Genomic DNA, 22,206 nt, shown 5'->3' on the forward strand with positions numbered 1-22,206 from the left:
AAGAGGGTGTATTCACTGTAGGAATGCACCCTCTCCGTTTTCAATCGGTCAGTTTAGGTTGGTCTCTTATTGTTTAATCCTATTTTACTATTTTTTCAGATCTATCGTATAGGTTTGTTTTCCGTCATAAATCGTATTGACGATTATTTTTAATCCTTTCTTTCCTGTCAATTGCTTGGCTATTTTATCCAGTCTGAATGATACGATTCCCCAACCCGGCGTACGTTGTTCATCGTTATAGGCATTGTGCCGGAATTCCAAAGTGAAATACTCGTCTTCCGGATCAGGTGTCTTGGCTGTTTCATTTATGACCAGGTTCAGCATGTGCTTCTTATCTGGATTATTGCTGTGGAAGAACTGGTGTTCTATGTTCAGATAATTTCCCGTAATCCATAATGAGGTAGCATTGATACGGTCATTACCGATGCTGTCAGCCGTTTCCTCGGTAAGTGGAATAATATCTTTTGTCAGTATGTTCTCAAGTTGGATAAGTTTCACATTATAGTCATAGCCCGGGATATCTTCTTCCAATGGAAGGAAATGAATAAATACACGTTGGTTGTTTTCCACTGTGTAGTTATGGATGTAAGTAGTATCACTGGGATACATCTTATCACCGTCATCCAGATTAAAAAAGTATTCCTTTTCTCCTATAACTTCTATAGTACCGATTGTGAAACGAGTACCACGATTTTCGTCATCATCATTCAGACAAGACTGTAACATCGGTATTATTAAAAGTGCAAATGTAAATACTACCGAATAAAATCTCAGCTTCTTCATCAATTGTTGTTTTTTGGGTGTTAATCTTATTTTCTACATGTATTCAAAAAATGCAATGGGAGGGTAAATACTGCATAAAGGACTGTTAAAGAAACAAAAGAGTTAATTTCTTGTTCGCTACGTGCAGTATTTCTATCTTTGCCGCATTTATAAGGTAAACACGTGTCAAAGGAAAGAATGGAAGAACAGGAACTGGCAGGACGGTGCAGGCAAGGCGACAACCTTGCCAGGAAGGAGCTGTACGAGCGCTATGCAGGGCGGATGCTCAGCGTGTGTCTTCGTTATGCGGGTGACCGTGATACAGCAGAGGACCTCATGCACGATGGTTTCCTGAAGCTCTTCGATTCTTTTGATAAATTCACTTGGCGAGGTGATGGATCCTTGCGGGCGTGGATGGAGCGTGTTATGGTGAATACGGCGCTGCAATACTTGCGCAAGAATGATGTAATAAACCAGTCGGAGGGGCTGGACAACGTACCCGAAACGTACGAGGAACCCGATGCTTCGACAGTGGAAACTATTCCTCAGAAGGTGCTGATGCAGTTTATCAGTGAATTACCTGCCGGTTATCGCACCGTATTCAACTTATATATATTTGAAGAAAAGTCTCATAAGGAAATTGCCCAGATGCTGGGTATTAATGAGAAGTCATCGGCTTCGCAGCTGACACGTGCTAAAGCTACTTTGGCTACAAAAGTGCGAGAGTGGATGAAGAACAATGCTTAATGAAGGAAAGGACGTATGATGAAAGATGATGAATTATGGTTGAAAAAGATAAAGGAGCGGCTGGATGATTATTCCGAACCGTTGCCTGATACCGGCTGGGAACGGTTGGAGAAGGTATTGCCTGCCTCCGCACCCATGTCTGTAGGGAAGAAGAAACAGATCATGTTCCGTCGTTGGGCGATGACGGCTGCGGCAGTTGTGCTGGTGGCTGTATCGTCTGTTAGCTTGTGGTTGCTGCAAAGTCCGGTAGTGGACGAGGTGCGTCGTGCAGCTGAACCGGCTCTGGCAACGATACCTGATGTATTGCCGGAACAGACAAAGCCGGATACTCAAGGAGAACAGCCGGAACCTGTTATCCGGCGAGTAATTGAACAAGGGGATTCTCGTCATCAAACTCTTGTAGCGCAGCATTTGGAAACAGAAAGCAATGTTCAGGAAGTAAACGTGAACCGGCAAGAAGAAATAGTGAATTCAGATTTGAATTCAAATGTGACAGAAGAAACGGGAAAAACGGAACAGGCAAAGGAAACGGAAACTTCATCTTCGATTCCGGAAAAGAAAGAACGCGAAGTATATCGTCCTTCCGGCAGAGATAAACTCCATTTGCCTACTGAAAAGAAATCATCTACCGGAAATAAAGGTTGGGCGGTTGGCATGTCTGTAGGAAATACAGGAGCACTTGCGACACTGGATAATGCAAATGGTGGCATGCAGTCAAGTCCGAATTCAACTCCTATGTTTAGTGATAAACTGGATTTACCGAATGTTTCCAGTGGTATTCTGGATATTCCTGAAGGACAGGAACTGGTATTTGAAGGTGGAGTACCTTATCTGCGGAAAAATACCCGTCAGGTTAAAAATATCAAGCATAAGCAACCTCTTAGTTTCGGCTTATCGGTACGAAAAGCATTGCCGAAAAACTTTTCTGTGGAAACCGGTGTGACTTATACGATGTTGTCATCTGAAATAACTTATGAAAATAGTTCGGAAAAAACAGATCAAAAACTGCACTATATCGGTATTCCGGTGCGTGCGAACTGGAGTTTCGTTAATGACAAACGTTTCACAGTGTATGTATCTGCTGGTGGTGCAATAGAGAAGTGTGTCTATGGTAAGGTAGGAAGCGAAAAGGAAACGGTGAAACCCGTGCAATTGTCTGTAATGGGTGCGGTAGGTGCTCAATATAATATTAGTAATAGAGTGGGAATATATGTAGAGCCCGGTGTTTCCTATTTCTTTGACGATGGCTCTCCGATAGAGACTATACGAAAGGAGAACCCGACGAACTTTACGTTGCAGGCAGGTATCCGTCTGACTTACTAATCAGTACATAACCGTTTCCTTCAAAAGGAAATGACTATATATGTAACGGGTGATAACAATATATGTAATGCAGTATTACATTTTTTGTTATCACCCGTCCCTTTTATTCTTATTTCTTAGTTTACTATAACCGTTTCAAAGTATTCCTTGAATAACTTTTCTGCACGTTCCAGTTGTTCGGGAGTATTTTCTTTTACTTCTTTCAATTGGTAATCCCATCCCATAGCTTCGTACTTATGCACGCCCAGACGATGATAAGGAAGAATTTCTACCCGCTGTATACTTTTATATTGGCCGAGATGTTCGCCTAAACTGCGAATGTCTTCCTCAAAATCACTATATCCCGGTACTAATACATAGCGTAGCCAGAAAGGTCGGTTCTGTTCCTCCAACCAAGCTGCCGTATGTAAAGTTTTTGTATTGCTGCATCCGGTCAGCTTCTTATGGCGTTCGGGATTGAATTCTTTGAGATCCAGCAGCACTAAATCCGTCAGACTCACTAGTTCTTCAACTTTTTCATTCCAGATGCCGCCATTGGTATCCAGGCAGATGTGAATGCCGTTTGCTTTCAAATCTTTGAACAGAGGTATAAGCGCTTCGGCCTGTAATGTAGGCTCACCACCCGAGAATGTGATGCCACCCTTTTTTCCGAAAAATACTTTCTGGCTGATAGCCATTTGCAGAATTTCTTCCGGTGGGGTAGGTGTCCCCCCTTTTGCATCTATTGTATCCGGGTTGGCACAATACAGACAACGGAACGGACAGCCTTGCAGGAAAACGACGAGCCGGAGACCCGGCCCGTCGAATGTTCCCATACTTTCGTAGGAGTGTACGTTTATCATATTACATTCTTTCGTGGAAACTACGGCTGATAACTTCTAACTGATGCTCGCGGCTCAGTTTCACGAAGTTCACAGCATAGCCGGAAACACGAATTGTGAGTTGCGGATACTTCTCCGGATGTTCCATGGCATCTTCCAACATTTCACGGTTCAGCACGTTTACGTTCAGGTGGTGTGCACCTTTAGTAAAGTAACCGTCCATCATTGTTACCAGGTTTTCAACACGATCTTCCGGTGTCGGACCGAGAGATTTCGGGACGATAGAGAATGTATTACTGATACCGTCCTGTGAGTCACGATAACGCAACTTGGCTACGGAGCTCAGTGATGCGATGGCACCGTTCTTATCGCGTCCGTGCATCGGGTTGGCACCCGGGGCGAAAGCTACACCTTTGGCACGTCCGTCAGGAGTAGCACCTGTTTTCTTACCGTACATTACATTAGAAGTAATTGTCAGCAATGAAAGGGTAGGACGGGCATTCTTGTAAACGGGCAACTTTTTCAGTTCTTCGCTGAAATAATATACCAAGTCTACCCCGAGGTGGTCCACACGGTCGTCATTATTACCGAAACATGGGAATGTACCGTCGATATCGAAACCTTCCGTCAAGCCGATGTCGTTGCGACGGGCTGTAACCTTTGCATTCTTGATGGCTGACAGTGAGTCGATGGCAATGGAAAGACCGGCTACACCATAAGCCAGATTGATGCGTGGATTCGTATCGATAAATGCCATCTGAGCCTTTTCGTAATAATACTTATCGTGCATGAAGTGGATGATGTTCATTGCCTCGTTGTAGACACGGGCAATTTCGGTCAGAACTTTCTTATAGTTCGACATTACTTCCTCGAACTTCAATGTTTCACCGGTCAATACGGGAATACCTTTTACCATGACAGTACCGGTATTTTCGCAACGTCCGCCGTTGATGGCAAGCAACAAGGCTTTTGCCAGGTTGGCACGTGCCCCGAAGAACTGTATCTGCTTGCCGATAGCCTGATAGGATACACAACATGCGATACCATAGTCGTCGCAGTTACGTACTTCGCGCATCAGGTTATCATTTTCGTATTGGATGGAGCTGGTGTCTACGGATACTTGTGCGCAGAATTCCTTGAAACCTTCAGGGAGTTCAGGTCCCCAAAGTATGGTCAGGTTCGGTTCGGGAGAAGGACCGAGGTTATACAATGTTTGCAGGAAGCGGAAGGAAGTCTTTGTTACCTTTACGCGTCCGTCGTTGAAACGTCCGCCAATGGCTTCCGTTACCCAGGTCGGGTCTCCGGCAAAGATATCGTTGTATGACTGCATACGCAGATGGCGTACCATGCGGAGTTTGATAACGAACTGGTCGATCAGCTCCTGGGCAAATGTTTCATTGATTTTACCGTGTGCCAGGTCATATTCAATAAAGATGTCGAGGAACGAAGAAACGTTACCCAGAGACATAGCTGCACCGTCTTGTTCTTTTACAGCGGCCAGATAAGCCATGTACACCCATTGTACAGCTTCCTGTGCGGAAGTAGCCGGGCGACTAAGATCGAGTCCGTAATATTCGCCCATTATCTTAATATCTTTCAAAGCCTTGATCTGCTCTGCCACTTCTTCGCGCAGGCGAATACGGTCATCAGTCATCGGACCGGTCAGATTGTGTAAATCTTCCATTTTGGCTTCGATGAGGCGGTCGATACCGTAAAGTGCCAGACGCCGGTAATCACCGATGATACGTCCGCGGGCATAGTTATCGGGAAGTCCGGTGAGGAAACCCAATGAACGGAATGAGCGGATTTCTTCAGTATATACGTCGAATACGCCGTCATTGTGTGTCTTGCGATAATGGGTAAAGATATCCTTTACTTTATCATCTACTTCTACACCGTTTTCGCGGCAAGCTTTAGCTACTACATTGATACCACCGAATGGTTTGATGGCACGTTTCAATAGCTCGTCTGTCTGCAAACCAACGATAAGTTCATTCTCCTTATCTATATAGCCGGCCTGGTGTGAAGTAATAGTTGATACAGTGTGGGGGTCGAGAGAACGTACTCCGTTGTTAGCTCTTTCTTCTTCGAGTGCTTTGAGGCAAAGCTCCCAAATATGTTTGGTACGTTCGGTAGGTCCTTGCAGGAAAGAAGCGTCTCCAGTATAAGGCGCGATATTTTTACTCACGAAATCACTGACATTGATTTCTTTGCTCCAAAGCCCGTCGATAAAGGTTTTGTTCAATTCCATAATATTCATTTTGTTAGTGGGTAATGGTTGTTATCCTAATAAGGACTGCAAAATTACTATCTTTTTTCCACATAGCAGTGCATGAATACTCGGTTTTTATGTTGTACGACATAAAATAACTATTGTTAGGTATAGGAGTTACCGGTAAAGTCGGCTTTTTTGTGTTCATTACCTGCACTCTTTTACTAATTTATTGGTAAAATGGTAGGTTGATAGCGAAGTTGATACTTTTCTGTTATTTTACAAAATATACATATGGATTATTTCAGGCATAGGGCTGCGTCAACTGCGCTGCGATTATAAAATATCGTAGAAATAATATTTTTGTGCTGAAATATTTGTGATATCAAAAAAGAATAGTACTTTTGCATCGCTTTAAGAGAAAAGCACTTCTTGAAAGAGAAGTTTTTGGAGAGGTGGCAGAGTGGTCGATTGCGGCGGTCTTGAAAACCGTTGTACTGCGAGGTACCCGGGGTTCGAATCCCTGTCTCTCCGCGAAACGTCAAAGACAAATGACGGAAAAGCAAAGACAAGTCCCGTAAAATCAAGGTTTTACGGGACTCTTTTATGTTTGTGCTTGGACAAGTGAAAGACATGAAAATGCCCTGTTTGGACAAAGTAGTGTTACTAAATCGTTACTGAAAATCAGCCAATAAAAATAGTAACGATTTTAACTGTAAGTCGCTGATTTGTCGCTCGTTGTCTCTTAGATGTCTGTTCATACACGAATTGTTAATCGTTCCTTTGCAACGGGAAGTAAGATTCCTATTGTAACGGACATAAAAAGAACAACGTATATGAGCAAAAGTACTTTTAAGATTCTTTTCTACATTAGAAAAAATCAAGTGAACAAAGATGGTACAGTCTGCATAATGGTCAGACTGACAGTAGGTGGTGAGGTATCTCAATTTAGCTCTAAATTGAATATTGATCCTAAGGCATGGGACATTAAGCAAGGTAAGGCGGCAGGTAACCCCGTAAAGGCACGTCAGTTGAATGATTTGTTGGAAGATATACGTACTTCCCTGAAAAACCACTATCGTGATATTGAAATGCATGAATCATTTGTTACTGCGGAGAAAGTAAGAAATGCTTTCCTAGGATATACTATTAAACAACAAACACTATTGGAATTATTCAAAAAGCATAATGATGATGCACAAAAGTTAGTAGGTATCAGTAAGAGTGCAGCTACATTAGCTAAATATGATAGGTGTTATCGTAGGATGGAGGTATAACCGAATAAGAGAGGAAACGAAACAGATTGTTGCAGATGGACTGGAAAGGATAAAGAATGATCTGGAGTTGGTACATTTGTTACAACTGGGAGAATAATAAATATAAATTTAACTTATTGATTTATTCATATCTGCTCCCCGGCATATCAGATTTTTGAAAAGTATCCATGAACTCAAATAGTTTATGGATATTTTTTCCTGAATACAAAGCATCATTAAACAACTCAACTGATCCTCTGTCAAACTTTTTATTGTTATACGGCGAATTTTTAGGTGTAAGGACAAAATTCACCTTTGTTAAATACCTTACTCTTAATTTAGCCTTACCATTATGTTGAACAACAATGTTTTCATAAACGGAAGCTCCATCATCATACTCTTGTCGAGAAATAAGCCTACCATTGAATTCTCCATATTCCTCATGTACATAACCTCGTCTTTCTTTGCCATTTTCAATATAAGTTGCTGTTATTTCTGAATGTAATCCAGTTGGAGACTCGGCGTCCGCTTCGACATAAATGAAATGCTTATAATAGCTCGGAGAAACAAAAACTGCCATTCGAGATATTTTAAATCTATCATTTCCTAAGAATATTTTATCAACATCCAAAATCTCGGCATCCTTGACAGAAAAAGCTTGATTACCTCTTCTCCACCAAACAGCATCACCTGTAGGTTCTTGCTTTCGAATGTTTTCAAAGAAAAGATTAAGTCTTTGAACTGCAACAGATGAATCATACCAGACAATATCCCTATCTCCCGGAAATGTTTGTGCTATACATTCAGAGAATAAAATATCTGAATCAAGCCAATTATATGGTTTATGTAGTTCTTCCTCATTTGCAATGGCAGTTTCCTCTGGATTATCTTTAATCGATTCATTAACATTCTCTGTGTCATTTTCCATGATTGTATTGTCTTCTATTTTTTCACTTGAAAGTTCTGCTTTTATCTCATCACGAAGAATTATATAGTTTAGAATGTAATATATGAAAATTCCTAAAACGATTAAGGAAATCAAACTAATAACCCAAAAGCAAGGGTCTTTAATTTCCTCATTCCAATTAAGATTTGAGAGTAAAAAAAACAATCCTCCCAAAGCAAAAGTTATACCAGCTGCAATAACCTTGCTTATCACAGGGTCTTTCCATATTTTTCTGACTTTATCGTGAAAATTCATAAAATAATATCTTAAAGTGTGAATCTTTTCATCCTGATATATGCAGGAATTTTACCCCTTCAATATATAACTACAGTAATAACAATCAAACTGTAATACAGGATTTATATCGTCTGCAAAGATAAGGATAAAAAATGAGAATGAGAGCAGATGAACGCAAGAAGGTTGTAAACAAAGGATTTAGCAGACAAAGAGCCAAAAGTTGAAAGCCAACGGAAACCGCAAAAAAGCCAAGTTAAATCGGAGTTGCATTACTATCACGTTACTTTGTTTCTGATAACGGAGTTGGTTTTAGGAGTTTTTTAAAGTGCTGAGAAACAAGCCTTATTCAAAGGATTCCGACAGCAAATGTAATGGAAAATTTAGATTCAGTCTCTCTTAGCCCGAAAAAAAGTTAGTTTTTCGGACGCGATTGCACTGATTGACAGCATTTTGTATATCGATAAACTGCTCTTTATGAAATAAGTTTGTAACCATTAAAAATTGTAGAGTATGAAATCGACATTCAAGGTATTATTTTATTTGAAGCGCAACGCTACGAATAAAAACGGGCTTATCCTGGTAATACGTTGAATCACGGTAAACGCCAAAATATCCCCATTCAGTTGCAATTTGTTCGTTTACTGCGATCCGGAAATCGCCAATTTCAAAAAGCAAAATTAAATGAACTGGATAGGTTATATCTTGACGTAACCTGCCGGTTCATCTTGTTTTGGGCGTTTGACGATGCCTCGGATTCGTGATCGATAGCGTTACGTCATTTAATAACCTATATGGAACTACAAGCAACAGCCCTGCAAGGCATCGTGAAATCTGCCGACAAAAATGAACTTTTCTATTTATTGGCGATTCAAGATTTATTCGCACACAGGAATTGAAAGGACATCTGACTACGGCAATAGATGTATTGATTTATGCTGAAGCCCAAAGCACGGAGCATCGTTTGGATACCATTCGTACCTTAAACAGTTTCGTCGATGCATTAAGTCTCCACGACGGCGACCATTACGAAGTGATGGATACGGTTTTTAAAGACGTTATTAAGTAAACAATGCCGTTTACCCATAGCCGAAAAAAGAAATATCCCCTATTAGCAAGTGACTGTTTGTGCTGGCAGGGGATTGTTCTATGACTATGTGTAATCTGAATATAATTTCTTCGTTTATGAGGGAATGGTATTTATTCAGGCGAGAGCAAGTTTTTTATTTACAAATTCTAATCAATATCACTAAAGCACCTAACATATATTTCTGAGACATTATTAGTCATTGGTATTTTAATTGGTGCAGGAATCTCACTGGATATAAAATCTTCTTTGTGTTTTGCACAAATTTTTACAAAATCACATTCGCTACATTTTTGGGAACTAGGGCGCATTGGAAATTCCCCTTCTAATATTCTGTTTACTGCCCATTCTACATTGGAAACGGCAGTTTGTGTAGAAATATCATCGATAGGAATCTCTACTCTATTTGGTAATGCGTTTTCATTTTCAGCTTTCAATAAATGTACTGCTCCTGTTTTAGCATTTTCATTTAGAACTACATCGGCTGCATGAGCATATAGTTGTACCTGTAAAGCCATATTTATCCAGAAAAATGGGATGTTTTGATTTTTAGGAAAATCCATTGATTTAAAATCAACTACTTTTGCGTCCAAAATATTACCATTCGTATCTTCTTTTAATAATAAATCAATTGCGCCAGTAATTAACGCTTTCCCTGCTTTAATTTCAAATCTTTGTTCTAAAGAGCGACTTTGTATAAAATCATTGGGATAATCATTAGCGTAATTGCCCACTAATTTTTTGGAAGCTGATTTTGCCCTTTCATACGGACCCTCACCATCAGAATTTCGAGATGGAAAGACATGTTTAAGATGGAAAACATCACTCGCTATTTCTTGTGCTTCTTCTCTTGTAGGAGCACTTTCTGGATACAGTTGATGTAGCCTGTTTATGGCTGTATGAGTTGTTAAACCATAACCAAATAATTCGGGAACTGCAGGACTAAAGCCGTAAATTTTTCTAAATCGATATTTCATTGGACACTCTAAATAGTCTTTTATTTCAGTAAAACTGGTGGGCATTGATTCCTCATCAATTCTTGCCTTTGGCTCTATTCTTTCTACATTTTCTGGAAGTATCGTTTCATCGGTGGTAATTCCAGAATGGTTTAAATTCGTAAGACGTAGTTTGTATGGGCTTGGACGTTTTGCTCTTGCTAAACCTTCATGAATAGCTGATCCTGTTACATATAGAAAACGTTCAGAACGAGTAAGTGCTGTATAAAAGAGCCGAGCTTCACCTGCATTATTACTTTGGTATAATCCTCTAGATAAGGCATCTTGAATTAAATTTGTTGGTAACCAACCGTTATATTTTCTATTGCTTCCTGGAAATCTTTGCTGTACAACATCTACAAGAAAAACGACTGGATATTCAAGACCTTTCATCTTATGTACTGTAGAAATTGTGACAGCATCAGGTCTGCTCATTAATTCTACTAGAGAAGTATCATATCCAGTTTCTGCAACATTTTGTAGAAAATTGAGGATTGTTTGGTAGCGATAGCTACTGTCTATGCTGACAAAAACCTTTTCAATATCCAATATTATGCCGCTAAACACTCCTAAGTCTCTCATAACCTGTTCTTTGTTAGTAAAATGAGTAGTGGAAACATTGAATGCTTCTAAAAAATCATGTACTAACATTTGTGGATAAACTTTTCTTCTTGCTCCTCCTTGCGGTCTGTGTATTTGGTTATTCCAATCAGATAAAATAATTAAAAAACGGCTTAAGTTTGCATTGGGAAACACTGGTAATATATTATTCTGGAAAAAAGTTGTAGCCTCAGTTCTTGAAATGCCAGGAAATCTTAATAGCTCCATTGCATCGCGTAACGTTCGCGCATACAATCTTTCAAAAACAGATCCCTCTGATTCAATTAAATATGGTATACCTGCATTTTGTAAAGCATTTGTAAAATCTCTATGATATTGAGATCTCCCTTGTACAGATCTCATTAATATGGCTATATCTGAATATGTTAAGCCTCTTTCCTCACCATTTCCTTCTACATATTTAACACCTATTAAATCGTTTATTCTAGTGGTTATCCAGTTTGCTTCTTCAACTCTAGTGTTAAACCAAAAATTACCAAATTGCTGAATATTTCCATTGCTATGAGCTTGTGGACTCTTATTGATTCGTGCTGTACTTAGTTCAAGTTGGATAAATCTATCGGAAGCGGATACTATAGTTTCTGTACTTCTAAAATTAGTAGATAGAGTATGAACTGAGCAATTATGATGTCTTTGATCAAATTCTACAATATTCCTCACATCTGCGCCTCTCCATCCATATATAGCTTGATCATCATCTCCTACAACAAAGACAGATTCCATTCGTTTGTAAAGCCCATTTATTAGTCTTTCCTGAGAAATATTAACGTCTTGATACTCGTCAACCATTAAATGTTTTGTCTCAGCTAAAGCGCTGTTAATTTCATTATTATCGCTTTCTAGCGCTTCTACCGCCTTTCTAATCATTAAAGAAAAATCTATGTATTGGTCGGATCCTAAACGTAAAGATATGCTTTTTAAACAATGGCCTAAAAGGAAATCTTCCCTTTCAATCTCATCAAAATCCAACATTTCGTCATTAGCTATTTTCCATGCGTTAGCTATTTCTGATATCGTAGCAAACATTTTTGCTCCTCTTGCATCTTGTAAAGATTTTAAGTCTAATTCCTGAAATCTTGATAATAAGAATAATTTTAATCGATTTTCATCTAAAACTTCATATTGTCTATATTTAGCGTTCATTTCTCCCAATAAATGTTGACAATACGAATGGATTGTTCCAATATACATAGCTCCTACCATTGCTGCAGAAAAACCACATTTTTCCAAAGCGTCGGCTACCCTTCGTTTGATGGATTCGGCTGCTTTTTCTGTAAAAGTAAATGCAATAATACTTTCCGGTGTTACACCTTCGTAAATTAATCGAGATATTCTGAAAGCCAATGTTCTTGATTTACCGGAACCAGCGCAAGCAAGGCATAGTACTTCAGGATGATTATCTATAACTGTATTATATTGATCTTCTGTTAATTCATTATGTAATATTTCTTCTATATTCATATTGCTTGTATGTTATTAAGATGTTCTATAATATGACGCTTTAGGTTTAAAGCTTGAATTTTACTAAAATCAGGAGGCAAAGCATTACCTATCATTAAAGCCAGTTTACTCCTTGGTATATTTGCTGGGAATATATAATTTGGAGGAAAAGTTTGTAACAGTGAAGCTTCTCTCGCAGAAATACATCTATTCTGTTCTGGGTGTAAGAATCGTCCTTTAGAAGGGTTCAGACATCCACCAGTAATAGTTGTTGAACAGTCATCCCATCTTAATCGACCATATACATCATTAAATCCTATATTTTCTTTTTGATGGCATTTCAACTGTTGCGACTCTCCTAAATCTTTTCGACTACCTCCGTTATGTGGTATTTGACTGATCAAATATTCTATTTGAGATGTATGAGTAGGAAAGATTTTATGTAATGGATCATCTGATTTTTCAGGAAGAGGTAACTTTCCTATTGTTTGGCGTACTGTTTTTTTCTTATTAGTGGGATGAGCAATTTGGATTGGTGCTAAACGTGAACCAACTAAAACCAAACGTTTACGACTTTGAGGAACACCGTATTCTTTTACATTGACAATTTTCCAATCTGTAAAATATCCTATACTTTCAAAGGTTTGCAATGCTACTTCAAAAGATTTATCTAATGCTAAACCTGGTACATTTTCCATCATAAATGTATATGGCTTCAAATCTACAACAAATCTAACATACTCATTTATTAGAGTATTTCTGTCATCTTTAACAGGGGTAGGCTTGTTTAGTCTTCTGATAGAACTAAAACCTTGGCATGGTGGACATCCGGCAAGGAGGTGAATCGTTTTGCCTTTGAACTGTTTTTTAACTTTTTCTGTACTTACATTGCGAATGTTATCTGTAATTACTTTAGTTCTTTTGTGATTCAATTTGTAAACAGAAGAAGCTAATTCATCTATTTCAAAAGCCATTTTTGTTTGAAATCCAGCTTTTCGCAGGCCTTGAGTTAAGCCTCCTACACCGCTAAATAGATCTATAGAGTATAATTTCATCTGTTATATGAGTTTTATTTGCAAATATAGTTATCATTTCTCTTATTTGGGCTATAGTTACTTTTGTTTTAATTGTTTCGTATTTAATTTTTTATCTTTCTCTTCTATTAGTATATGCATTATAGTTTCAACGCATGCATTTATATTTTTTCTCATAGATTTACTCCAAAAGCGTATTACTTTCCAACCAGCATTTTCTAATACTTGGTTAACTGTAATATCTCTTGTTATATTTCGTTCAATTTTAGGCCACCAAAATTCTCTGTTAGATTTAATTTTGTATTTTTCTGTTTCCCAATCTTTGCCATGAAAAAATTCACTATCAATAAAAATTGCTATTTTATATCTCTTGAATGTTAAATCGGGTTTTCCAAAAACGGAATTGTCATTTTTTCTGTAACGTAATCCTATGTGCCAAAGTTTTTTGGCTAATAAGACTTCGTCTTTAGTGCCTTTGTTTTTGATGGCTTGCATGTTTTTACTTCGTTGCTCTTTTGTTAACTTATCCATTCTGTTATAATAAACGGTGTTTTTACAAATATAATATCAAAAAATGAATTTGTAAAATTAGAACGAGTTATTTTGATAATTGAATGAGTTATATTATCTTTGTACAGTAATGTTTAGATGAACAGACATCATAAAGACATTGTAGGACTGAATCAGACAAACTTCAGTTACTAAAGCATTACTAAGAGTAAAATTGACATTGTTATAATCTTGTAAATAAGGAACTTGTGGAGAAAAGGCTCATTACCCTCCCTCTCCGCGATGAATTTAATAAAGAGGTTGTGTCAAATTTGAACTGCACCCCAAAAGTTAGACATAAAACTTTTGGGGTGCAGTTCAAATTTGACACAACCTCTTTTTATTTTAGTTGCACGTAACTAAAGCAAAGAATGATGTACTATTCGGTGTTCTTTTTTATCGACTTTTTGCATTACTCTTTTCGATTTCCTTCGTTGATCCGCTAATATTACAATGATAACAGACGTTTGAACAGACTCAGCGTTAATCAAAGTGTTTCTAACAGTTTGATCAGTTTTTTAGCATGTTCTACAGATTTTACCTTTTGTTGTTCTATCAATTCCGGGGTTGTACGCGTGCCGTAACTTACGCCACCAGTATAGATATATCCCGCAAATTCCATTTGGCAAAGATTACATGTGGCTTTGTAGCAAGGTAAGAACTCTTCAATCGTATACCCCATTGCCCCTTTGTGAGAATACATTTCTTGCGGGGCACCGGTGGTAAATGAGAGTATCATCTTTTTGCCTTTCAGTTTGTTGCCGGTACTGCCATGAGAGAAGCCGTGCCGGAATGTTTCTTCCATCCAGCGTTCCAGTATGGAGGGTGCGCTGTACCAGAAGATTGGAAATTGCAACACGATAATGTCGGCTTTCAGCAGGCGTTGTTGCTCTGCGTCAACATCAATTTTAAAGTCGGGATAAAGGGTGTCAAGCTTTACAATTTCGGTTTCGGGAAGGTATTGCCCGATTGTATCAAGAATCGTTTTGTTAGCTACCGAAGTAGCAAGGTCTGTATGACCGGATATTACAAGTACTTTTTTCATGCTTCAATAGATCATTTAAAATATTCTATACTTCAATTTGTAACCTTAATCTTTTTCTGATGCAAAGATACGGCAGTTGACTGTATATGTAATTAGATACATTACGGATTAAAATACCATTTTTACAGATTTTTATTTAGACGTTCAAATGGCTGATGCTTACTAAAAAGAATGTTGATTCACAGAGAAAAAAGGGTAATTCATCTATTTTAGTTTCTATTATTTTTTCAAATTTATATATTTGCAATAAGCAAACAGGCAATATCATCATCAAAAGCAGGGATATAAAAAATTATTTGGAATAGCTTTTTATAGAAACTGATTATGAAGAAAATTAGTCTTATAACAGGATTAGCATCCGTGTTTTTGTGCCTTCTTTTCATGGGGCTCCGGGATATAGGTCGTTATCCGGAGAAAATATGGCTTCATCGTTGCAATTCTTTGGAAAAATTGTACGAGAAACAGAGTCGATATCCGAATGTAGAGGTTGATCTCGTCTTTCGGAAAGACCGTGTATTTGATGTGACGCATGATGTAGATACAAGTTTTAATCTGAGTTTGGGTTCCTATTTTTCTTATATGAAAGATCATGAAGGAAAAATGTGGCTGGATATAAAGAACCTGACCGCTGGAAATAAACATGTAGCACTAGAGAGAATGAATGAGATGACGGAATATTTCCAGATTGCAAAAGACCGTTTGATTATAGAAGGCAAAGATTGGAAAGCTTTGGAAGCTTTCACTCAAGACGGTTATTATACTTCGTATTATGTAACTTATGATGAACCGGATGATTTGAGTGAAGAAGAAGTGGATGATTGCATCGAAGAATTACAGGAAATTGCGGATAAAGAGGTGGTTAGCGCTCTCTCATTTCCGGGATATTGGTATACTGAGATAAAAGAAGGTTTGACCCGTTCCATAGATTTACTGACCTGGAAACACAGGAGTAGTCAGTTGCAGTTCTTGTTGTCTTCTGTCGGACGTGAGATGTTGGCCGATCCACAACTGAAAGTAGTATTGGTAAAAGAAAAAGGGCGGTTTCATAGATGATCATTCGGATACTGACTTGCTCTGAGAGAAGCAATCGTTTTTCAGCTTCGCGATGAAACAATCGACAAGGAAAACTGTTTATTTAGTATGATTCTAAATTAAAAAATGAATATATTATGAATAAAACAGTTGATTTGTTGGGACAACAGGCAGAATATTACCTGAACCATACGTGTAAGACAATAGATAAGAAATTAATTCATGTTCCTGGACCTGATGTGATTGATAAAATCTGGGTGGACTCTGACAGAAATGTACGTACCCTTAATAGCTTGCAAGCTTTGTACGGACATGGACGCCTTGCGAATACCGGGTATGTATCCATTCTGCCGGTCGACCAGGATATAGAACATACAGCCGGAGCATCATTCGCTCCTAATCCGATCTATTTTGATCCTGAAAATATAGTGAAACTGGCAATCGAAGGAGGTTGTAATGCAGTTGCGTCCACATTTGGCATATTAGGGGCTGTTGCCCGTAAATATGCCCATAAGATACCTTTCGTTGTAAAACTGAACCATAATGAACTGCTTACTTATCCAAACTCTTACGATCAGGTGATGTTTGGAACCGTAAAAGAAGCATGGAATATGGGTGCGGTAGCTGTTGGCGCTACTATCTATTTCGGTTCGGAGCAAAGTCGTCGTCAGATTATTGAGATATCACAAGCTTTTGAATATGCTCATGAGTTAGGTATGGCAACTATTCTCTGGTGTTATCTCAGAAATAATGATTTTAAGAAGGACGGCACAGATTACCATGCGGCAGCCGACCTTACCGGACAGGCCAACCACATCGGAGTGACCATCAAGGCTGATATTGTAAAGCAAAAACTTCCGTCCAATAATGGCGGATTCACAGCTATTCACTTTGGTAAAACGGATGAAAGAATGTATTCTGAACTCGCAACTTCACATCCTATCGACCTTTGCCGTTACCAGGTTGCTAATGGCTATATGGGGCGTGTCGGTTTGATTAATTCCGGTGGTGAATCTCATGGAGAATCGGATTTGCGTGATGCTGTTGTTACGGCGGTTATCAATAAGCGTGCCGGTGGAATGGGGTTGATCAGCGGCCGGAAAGCATTCCAAAAACCAATGGAAGAGGGCGTTCAATTATTGAATACCATTCAGGATGTTTATTTGGATTCTTCAATAACGATTGCATAAAGTATTTAATCAGTATAGAAGATAAAAGTCTTCTATACTGATTATTTAAATGTAAAAGTGAACTTTTGAACTGTCATCAGAACCGGAGTTTATCTCCAGTTAACCTTGAGTATACTTTCCATCCATGGGAACCGTACAAGTTTGTATGACCAGGGAATGCTATCCAATAATATATCGTATGCACGTTCCTCTACAGTTAGAGTACATTCCCATTCAGTTTTTTCTATAAAACCCGCTCTATTCAAAAATGATTCTTGGAGGGCTCTGATTGAAGTGTTCCTCATTTTTGACCAGTTTGTCTTTGCTGTTTCCAATAGAGAATCTATTGTGTTAAGTTCATCTTGATTTAGTTCCACTCTTTTGGGGAGTGGCTCGTTGGAGGGATAATTTATTAACAAACGGTTGAGGAACAGATCTTTTTCATCATACTCCCTGTCTTCATTTGCTATAAGGCGTTGTAAAATGAATATAGCTCGTACTTTTGATTCGTTACTATTGAAACTCCTGCGATCTTGGCTTAACATATTAAGCCTCATAAAAAGCATTGGTAGAAAAGGGGAGAGAATGGCCAATCCTGCATTGGGTATAGGTATATGTTTCAAATCTCCATATTGTTCTGTACCAAAATGAGGAGTAGGCTCAGGGTTAGGAGTAGGAATTGGAGTATGAGTTGGTTCTGAAGTAGCGAAGCCATACACACACATATCGGGAGCTATTGCATTCTTATTTACTTTTACATTGCCACAAGTTCCTTCATCCCCCGGGCCAATATCCCAGTTTCCTTTGTCGCGTTTGGCTATGATTTTTCCTCCTAAAATAATTATGTTTCCACATTTACTTTTTCGACCTGCGTATTGACCGGCACCTCCTATTCCAGCAGATCCTGCACGCCAGGAAGTCTCGTGCTGATAACCCGCATAGGCTTCTATAGTTCCACTTTCGATAATAATGTCGCCACATTCGGTAGCATATCCGCATCCTATACCGGCTGCACCTTCTCCACCGTATGCAATTAATTTTCCATTGCCTTTAATGTTTAAAACAGATTGCTTTCTCAACTGAATTGCAGCCATTTCACGACCACTGTGCAGTATGTTGTTTCCTTCAAGAATTACCGTGATATGGCAGTTTTCCGCAATATGAAATGCAACACCCATGTCTCCCAGATCACATAAGTTGACATCTTGCAGAAATATTGTTGCACGTACTCCGGCAGATACTGTTATTCCATGTCTTGAATTGGTACCTGTGATAGTGTACACTCCATCTTGGGAGACGTGGAAAGTATCCGATTCCCTACTCATGTCTATTTTTTCATTTTTCATAAGAATAAAAATTAATATTAATATTGTATTTGTTGATTATCATATATTGATTTTCAGCCTGCTTTTAATTGTTTCTGCCTTGAGTGACCGTTAGTGCTTCATAACGATTATCCGGCAGTTTATATTATTTGTAATTTGAAGAGAAACTGCAAATGAACACAGGCAAAAATAGTAGGAAGCGGGGAAATCTAAATACTAAAATCAGTAAACTAAAATAATAATTATAAGTGCTTGAAATACAGTGGAACAGCTTGGAATTAATCTTCCTGTTTTTACGATTTCAGCCTTTTTTTGATGATATGAAGTGTGTGCTAAACAGGATTCAGCCCATGTGTTTTGCGGTAAAAGCTTCAATAGTGATTAGAAAGCAAACAGGGGACCATTTGTTTTTACCCTGCGTGTGTTGTATTTTCCAATAAGCTTTATTGGGTGTTGACCTTGGCTAACGGGCCTGTCAACCAAGGTTAATCGGCTCGTTAACCAAGGTTGATAGGCCTGTTAACCTTGGTCAACACCCGACTATTCCTAAGGATAAAGAGATATATCTCTGGTTCTCAGTAGAATAATGCCTAATATGAAATGAATAAATGCCTCGTCCGGATATGGGTTGACTGCGAAAGTGAGAGTAAGCCACTTACCCTCACACTGGATTTTTTACTACCACCACACTTAATATCCTAGCTATCAACGATTCACATTAAAAGTGAGGGTAGTGAGAGTAACTTGAACCAACTTTTTATTGAACGTGCTGCATTCAACTTTTAAGTGAGACATCTTCTTCTCCATTCCGAGGGAGAGTAACCATATCGGTTTTTAAAAGCTTTGTGAAATGCAGAAGGGCTGTTGAAACCTGTATTATAACAGATGTCTTCTATTTCTGCATTCGAGTCTCTTAGAAGCATTTCTGCTTGTTCGATGCGAAGTGACGTAAGGTATTGAAGAAAACTACATCCATATTCTTGATTGAAATATCTATTTAAATAGGTGGAATTAACGGCTACTCTTTGAGCAAACTGCTCCAATTTTATTTTTTGATCATAGATGAATTCCGGTGTTTGTAATAGTTGGTTTATTTCATCGATCTTTTGAGGAGTCAAGTATACTTTGGAGTTCTTCTTGCCATTTATGAGCACCTCTTTTTCTACAACATCTTTTTCTGATTTGCTTTCTAGTTGTTGATTTAGGTTATTCACTGGGAACGGGGACAATGTTTCCCGATAAATATGTGACTTGAACTTTTGTTTTACGAATTGGTGTAAGAGAGAATTATAAAAGATATATCCACTTAATACGCCAATACAAAGGTTGTATAAAAGATTGCAGATGTATGAAGAAGTGAACATATTCAATAAGAACATGAAGAAGAACCCTGATATTAGGATGCTTTTTCTTTGAATATCGGAAGCTGATTTTAGGAATATACAGTCTGTTTCATTCATATTTCGCAAGAGTAATACGTAAATGAAAGTCTGTGTGATCCCTGTTATTATACACGTTAAACGGAAAAGTGCCCACCAAGCCGGGAACGATGATAGAATTTCAGCCCAACTGTAAGTTAAGCGATCTGCCACCGGACTTAAAACTGACATCAATATGTAACAACACGATAAGACCATCGAAGGTAACATATGTTTCCACCATTGTGACTTTAGGGGAAATATTCCGGTAATACGGAAGCGGATAAAGAAATAGAGTAAAGGCGGGAGGAAAGTCAGTCCCCAACAGTATAGGGTGGGTAAAAGGGATGTTCTTTGAAGCAGGAAGAAATTTTCGTATAATGTGCTATATGACGTTAACCCCCAGTATATTAGTAGGATTGGCGCTAATAATATGACCAAATCCTTTTTATGCTTGTTTCTCCAAATCAGAGAGATAGAAGCAAGACCTAGTACAGCCCAAGTCAGCAGAAAAGTACAAATAAGTAATGTCTTTAATATGAAAAATGGCATGATATTGTTGTTCTGTTGCTTGCAAATGTACACACAAAAGTCCGAAAAGAGTGATTTTATTCTGCATTTTTTTAAAGTTTGGTAATGAAATGTTGGTAGAAAATTGTTTCCTTTGCCCCCCTAATCTGAGGGTTACTATATAACGCTCGTTAGGTATGTAAATTACCATCTTGGGTTGTACAAATGAATAATTGTTACAGGGGTTATATATTAATTGCTTTTTGGGTTTGTTCGCTGGCGGTATATGGACAGATTGAAATGCAGGCTATAGATACTCTTCGCAACATCCGGTTACAGGAGGTGATTGTTACTGCTACTCAATCAGATGCTCCGGGAACCCGTTCTGTCATTGGGCAGGATGCTATTCGTCATATACAGGCTACTGACCTTTCTGTCTTATCTCAATTACTACCCGGTGTCCTTGTACGCAATCCGGATCTGAATGCTCCGGCCGCCTTTACCATCCGCAGTGCAACTTATGAAAATACGACTAATGCTTTAGGGACAGCCATAGTGGTGGATGGACTCCGCATGAATAATAATGCCAATATGCAGCAAATGGGACTTGAAGGTAGGGGAAGCCTCTTTAATAGCACGGTGTTATCCGGTTTCGACGTGCGTTCTTTGTCTCCATCTTCTGTGGAGTCGGTCGAGGTGATACGTGGTGTTCCTTCGGCACGTTATGGAGATGCGACCAGTGGTGTTGTTCTGGTTAAGTCGAAAGCCGGGATACAACCTTTTACTATCGGCATTCGTCTGACGGCTACGGAGAAACTTGCTTCTGTGGGGAAGGGTATTGCGATCAGTAATAATGGGGGAACTCTCTATTTAGGAGCAGATTATGCACTTTCCAATCAATCGCCTCAAGTCTTTGAAGAATCTTATCAAAGATTTGGAATCCAAGCGGCTTATGCGAAGGATTTCCGGTCGGCTACTTTGCGTCTTAATATGCGTGGTTATTGGATGAAGGACAATGATAAAAGAGGGCAGAATACGGTGGATGGTGAATTTCGGAAATACCAGGATCAAAACATATCCTTTTCTGCTAACGGACAGTGGAAATTGAATCGTTCCTGGATTTCCAATCTTGAATATCAGCTGGGATTTACGTATGGGAGCCAGAAGAATGAATCCAGTACATATTATTCGGGAACACAGCAAGTCACTACCTATACCGCGCAGGCAGGTGAACATGCCGGAGTGTTCTTGCCTCCCCATTATTTCTCTCAGTTATCCGTTGAAGGCAAGCCGTTGAGCGGAGATGTATCGTTGACTGCCAATCACAGAAAAACGATGGGTGAGAACATCAGTAACCATTTTCAACTGGGGCTTCATGCTGAAGTGGAAGGGAATCGTGGAAAAGGAATCAGTTTCGATCCTCTTCGTCCTCCCTTGGAAATGCTCAGAGTGCGGACAAGGTCTTATCGGGATATACCTTTATTATATAAGTATTCTGCTTTTGCTGAAAATCACTTTATTCTCCGTTATGGGAAGATGCGGACCGAAGTGCAGGCGGGAGTACGTTTTACTCAGCTGCCGACTCAGCGTCTACAACGGAGCTCTTCTGTTGATCCGCGTATCAATCTTTCCCAGATATTTATTGATAGGACGGATGATGCTTTTCTAAGTCGTTTCAGT

The 22,206-nt window shown here is 38.9% G+C and carries 16 protein-coding genes, 1 tRNA gene and 1 pseudogene; 8 read left to right on the forward strand and 10 right to left on the reverse strand.

Annotated features, from left to right (window positions below; translation table 11 throughout):
* Positions 1–87: 87 nt before the first annotated feature.
* The gene (locus BACCELL_RS17405; protein ID WP_007213273.1) at positions 88–783 is read right to left on the reverse strand and encodes a NigD1/NigD2 family lipoprotein; all 696 of its coding nucleotides are present in this window, start codon (positions 781–783) and stop codon (positions 88–90) included.
* A gap of 177 nt (positions 784–960) precedes the next feature.
* Between BACCELL_RS17405 and BACCELL_RS17410 the strand changes: the two genes are divergently transcribed.
* Together BACCELL_RS17410 and BACCELL_RS17415 are read left to right on the forward strand one after the other, a co-directional pair.
* A complete protein-coding gene (locus BACCELL_RS17410) occupies positions 961–1,509 on the forward strand; it encodes an RNA polymerase sigma factor (protein WP_007213274.1) in 549 nt (182 codons plus the stop codon).
* Positions 1,510–1,524: 15 nt separating this feature from the next.
* Entirely contained in the window at positions 1,525–2,832 is a 1,308-nt protein-coding gene (locus BACCELL_RS17415) for a porin family protein (protein WP_007213275.1), read from the forward strand.
* A gap of 116 nt (positions 2,833–2,948) precedes the next feature.
* Here the strand turns inward: BACCELL_RS17415 and pflA are convergent, their stop codons facing one another.
* Together pflA and pflB are read right to left on the reverse strand one after the other, a co-directional pair.
* Complete coding sequence (gene pflA / locus BACCELL_RS17420) at positions 2,949–3,674, reverse strand: pyruvate formate-lyase-activating protein (RefSeq protein WP_022209762.1); 726 nt, start codon at positions 3,672–3,674, stop codon at positions 2,949–2,951.
* Between the two features lies 1 nt (position 3,675).
* Positions 3,676–5,904 carry a formate C-acetyltransferase gene (gene pflB, locus BACCELL_RS17425; protein WP_007216038.1) on the reverse strand — a complete coding sequence of 743 codons (2,229 nt, stop codon included), beginning with the start codon at positions 5,902–5,904 and terminating at the stop codon, positions 3,676–3,678.
* 410 nt (positions 5,905–6,314) lie between these two features.
* Here pflB and BACCELL_RS17430 point away from each other — a divergent pair.
* Together BACCELL_RS17430 and BACCELL_RS17435 are read left to right on the forward strand one after the other, a co-directional pair.
* A tRNA-Ser gene (locus BACCELL_RS17430) sits at positions 6,315–6,399 on the forward strand.
* 302 nt (positions 6,400–6,701) lie between these two features.
* Positions 6,702–7,136 (forward strand): annotated as a pseudogene (locus BACCELL_RS17435) (Arm DNA-binding domain-containing protein); the annotation flags it as partial.
* Positions 7,137–7,263: 127 nt separating this feature from the next.
* Here BACCELL_RS17435 and BACCELL_RS17440 read toward each other — a convergent pair.
* Positions 7,264–8,322: a hypothetical protein gene (locus BACCELL_RS17440; protein ID WP_007213279.1), complete on the reverse strand. Its 1,059-nt coding sequence runs from the start codon at positions 8,320–8,322 to the stop codon at positions 7,264–7,266.
* An 874-nt stretch (positions 8,323–9,196) separates the two neighbouring features.
* Between BACCELL_RS17440 and BACCELL_RS27465 the strand changes: the two genes are divergently transcribed.
* The gene (locus BACCELL_RS27465; protein WP_007213280.1) at positions 9,197–9,370 is read left to right on the forward strand and encodes a hypothetical protein; all 174 of its coding nucleotides are present in this window, start codon (positions 9,197–9,199) and stop codon (positions 9,368–9,370) included.
* A 167-nt stretch (positions 9,371–9,537) separates the two neighbouring features.
* Here BACCELL_RS27465 and BACCELL_RS17450 read toward each other — a convergent pair whose 3' ends face one another.
* The 4 genes from BACCELL_RS17450 to BACCELL_RS17465 form a co-directional block, all read right to left on the reverse strand.
* Complete coding sequence (locus BACCELL_RS17450; RefSeq protein WP_007213281.1) at positions 9,538–12,465, reverse strand: ATP-dependent DNA helicase; 2,928 nt, start codon at positions 12,463–12,465, stop codon at positions 9,538–9,540.
* On the reverse strand, positions 12,462–13,499 hold the full coding sequence (locus BACCELL_RS17455; protein WP_007213282.1) for a DNA cytosine methyltransferase: 1,038 nt from the start codon (positions 13,497–13,499) through the stop codon (positions 12,462–12,464). The genes BACCELL_RS17450 and BACCELL_RS17455 overlap by 4 nt, the downstream gene beginning before the upstream one ends.
* 57 nt (positions 13,500–13,556) lie before the next feature.
* On the reverse strand, positions 13,557–14,009 hold the full coding sequence (locus BACCELL_RS17460) for a very short patch repair endonuclease (RefSeq protein WP_007213283.1): 453 nt from the start codon (positions 14,007–14,009) through the stop codon (positions 13,557–13,559).
* A 505-nt stretch (positions 14,010–14,514) separates the two neighbouring features.
* Positions 14,515–15,072, reverse strand: coding sequence for an NAD(P)H-dependent oxidoreductase (locus BACCELL_RS17465; protein ID WP_007213284.1), 558 nt, complete (start codon positions 15,070–15,072; stop codon positions 14,515–14,517).
* 324 nt (positions 15,073–15,396) lie between these two features.
* On the opposite strand from BACCELL_RS17465, the gene BACCELL_RS17470 reads away from it, so the two are divergent.
* Both BACCELL_RS17470 and BACCELL_RS17475 read left to right on the forward strand, forming a co-directional pair.
* On the forward strand, positions 15,397–16,125 hold the full coding sequence (locus BACCELL_RS17470; RefSeq protein WP_149949431.1) for a hypothetical protein: 729 nt from the start codon (positions 15,397–15,399) through the stop codon (positions 16,123–16,125).
* Positions 16,126–16,241: 116 nt separating this feature from the next.
* Positions 16,242–17,294 carry a class I fructose-bisphosphate aldolase gene (locus BACCELL_RS17475; RefSeq protein WP_007213287.1) on the forward strand — a complete coding sequence of 351 codons (1,053 nt, stop codon included), beginning with the start codon at positions 16,242–16,244 and terminating at the stop codon, positions 17,292–17,294.
* Between the two features lie 89 nt (positions 17,295–17,383).
* Here BACCELL_RS17475 and BACCELL_RS17480 read toward each other — a convergent pair whose 3' ends face one another.
* Complete coding sequence (locus BACCELL_RS17480) at positions 17,384–18,619, reverse strand: contractile injection system tape measure protein (protein ID WP_007213288.1); 1,236 nt, start codon at positions 18,617–18,619, stop codon at positions 17,384–17,386.
* A 761-nt stretch (positions 18,620–19,380) separates the two neighbouring features.
* Positions 19,381–19,812: a helix-turn-helix domain-containing protein gene (locus tag BACCELL_RS27470; RefSeq protein ID WP_240053591.1), complete on the reverse strand. Its 432-nt coding sequence runs from the start codon at positions 19,810–19,812 to the stop codon at positions 19,381–19,383.
* Between the two features lie 939 nt (positions 19,813–20,751).
* Here BACCELL_RS27470 and BACCELL_RS27475 point away from each other — a divergent pair.
* A partial coding sequence (locus BACCELL_RS27475) for a TonB-dependent receptor plug domain-containing protein (RefSeq protein WP_007213291.1) occupies positions 20,752–22,206 on the forward strand: 1,455 nt, incomplete at its 3' end.

This window comes from Bacteroides cellulosilyticus DSM 14838 (assembly GCF_000158035.1).
In the GTDB taxonomy this organism is placed as follows: domain Bacteria; phylum Bacteroidota; class Bacteroidia; order Bacteroidales; family Bacteroidaceae; genus Bacteroides; species Bacteroides cellulosilyticus.

Coding starts and splice junctions, on each gene's coding strand:
- BACCELL_RS17405 (WP_007213273.1), bottom strand. CDS start 783: ATGAAGAAGCTGAGATTTTATTCGGTAGTATTTACATTTGCACTTTTA.
- BACCELL_RS17410 (WP_007213274.1), top strand. CDS start 961: ATGGAAGAACAGGAACTGGCAGGACGGTGCAGGCAAGGCGACAACCTT.
- BACCELL_RS17415 (WP_007213275.1), top strand. CDS start 1,525: ATGATGAAAGATGATGAATTATGGTTGAAAAAGATAAAGGAGCGGCTG.
- pflA (WP_022209762.1), bottom strand. CDS start 3,674: ATGATAAACGTACACTCCTACGAAAGTATGGGAACATTCGACGGGCCG.
- pflB (WP_007216038.1), bottom strand. CDS start 5,904: ATGGAATTGAACAAAACCTTTATCGACGGGCTTTGGAGCAAAGAAATC.
- BACCELL_RS17440 (WP_007213279.1), bottom strand. CDS start 8,322: ATGAATTTTCACGATAAAGTCAGAAAAATATGGAAAGACCCTGTGATA.
- BACCELL_RS17450 (WP_007213281.1), bottom strand. CDS start 12,465: ATGAATATAGAAGAAATATTACATAATGAATTAACAGAAGATCAATAT.
- BACCELL_RS17455 (WP_007213282.1), bottom strand. CDS start 13,499: ATGAAATTATACTCTATAGATCTATTTAGCGGTGTAGGAGGCTTAACT.
- BACCELL_RS17460 (WP_007213283.1), bottom strand. CDS start 14,009: ATGGATAAGTTAACAAAAGAGCAACGAAGTAAAAACATGCAAGCCATC.
- BACCELL_RS17465 (WP_007213284.1), bottom strand. CDS start 15,072: ATGAAAAAAGTACTTGTAATATCCGGTCATACAGACCTTGCTACTTCG.
- BACCELL_RS17470 (WP_149949431.1), top strand. CDS start 15,397: ATGAAGAAAATTAGTCTTATAACAGGATTAGCATCCGTGTTTTTGTGC.
- BACCELL_RS17475 (WP_007213287.1), top strand. CDS start 16,242: ATGAATAAAACAGTTGATTTGTTGGGACAACAGGCAGAATATTACCTG.
- BACCELL_RS17480 (WP_007213288.1), bottom strand. CDS start 18,619: ATGAAAAATGAAAAAATAGACATGAGTAGGGAATCGGATACTTTCCAC.